Annotated in this window: 1 other annotated feature (running past one end of the window). The window is 51.2% G+C overall.

The features are described 5' to 3' along the window. Window positions 1-929: a sequence feature (mutual gap in cmsearch alignment for this rRNA model is longer than 100), on the top strand (it extends 866 nt beyond the left edge of the window).

Raw genomic sequence — 929 nt, 5'->3', positions numbered from 1 at the left:
TGACTGCGTACCTTTTGTATAATGGGTCAGCGACTTAATGTATGTGGCAAGGTTAAGCAAATTGCGGAGCCGTAGGGAAACCGAGTGTTAACTGCGCGTCCAGTCGCATGCATTAGACCCGAAACCGGGCGATCTATCCATGAGCAGGTTGAAGGTTGAGTAACATCAACTGGAGGACCGAACCCACTGTCGTTGAAAAGCCAGGGGATGACTTGTGGATAGGAGTGAAAGGCTAATCAAGCCCGGAGATAGCTGGTTCTCCTCGAAAACTATTTAGGTAGTGCCTCGTGTCTAACCATGGGGGGTAGAGCACTGTTAAGGCTAGGGGGTCATCCCGACTTACCAACCCTTTGCAAACTCCGAATACCCATGAGTTCAATCACGGGAGACACACGGCGGGTGCTAACGTCCGTCGTGGAAAGGGAAACAACCCAGACCGTCAGCTAAGGTCCCAAAGTTACAGTTAAGTGGGAAACGATGTGGGAAGGCTAAAACAGCTAGGAGGTTGGCTTAGAAGCAGCCACCCTTTAAAGAAAGCGTAATAGCTCACTAGTCGAGTCGGCCTGCGCGGAAGATATAACGGGGCTCAAACTGTACACCGAAGCTACGGATGCACTTAGTGCATGGTAGAGGAGCGTTCTGTAAGCCGTTGAAGGTCAAGGTGTGAACCAGGCTGGAGGTATCAGAAGTGCGAATGCTGACATGAGTAACGATAAAGGGAGTGAAAAACTCCCTCGCCGGAAACCCAAGGGTTCCTGTCCAACGTTAATCGGGGCAGGGTTAGTCGGCCCCTAAGGCGAGGCTGAAAAGCGTAGTCGATGGGAAACAGGTTAATATTCCTGTACTTGTTTGTAGTGCGATGGGGAGACGGAGAAGGCTAAGTCAGCGCGGCGTTGGTTGTCCGCGTTTTAGCTAGTAGGCAGAGATCT

Source organism: Thalassolituus sp. UBA675 (assembly GCF_002297765.1).
Taxonomy (GTDB): Bacteria; Pseudomonadota; Gammaproteobacteria; order Pseudomonadales; family Oceanobacteraceae; genus Thalassolituus.
Note: the sequence above shows the minus strand (reverse complement) of the source record. Positions and strands in the feature narration are given on the sequence as shown.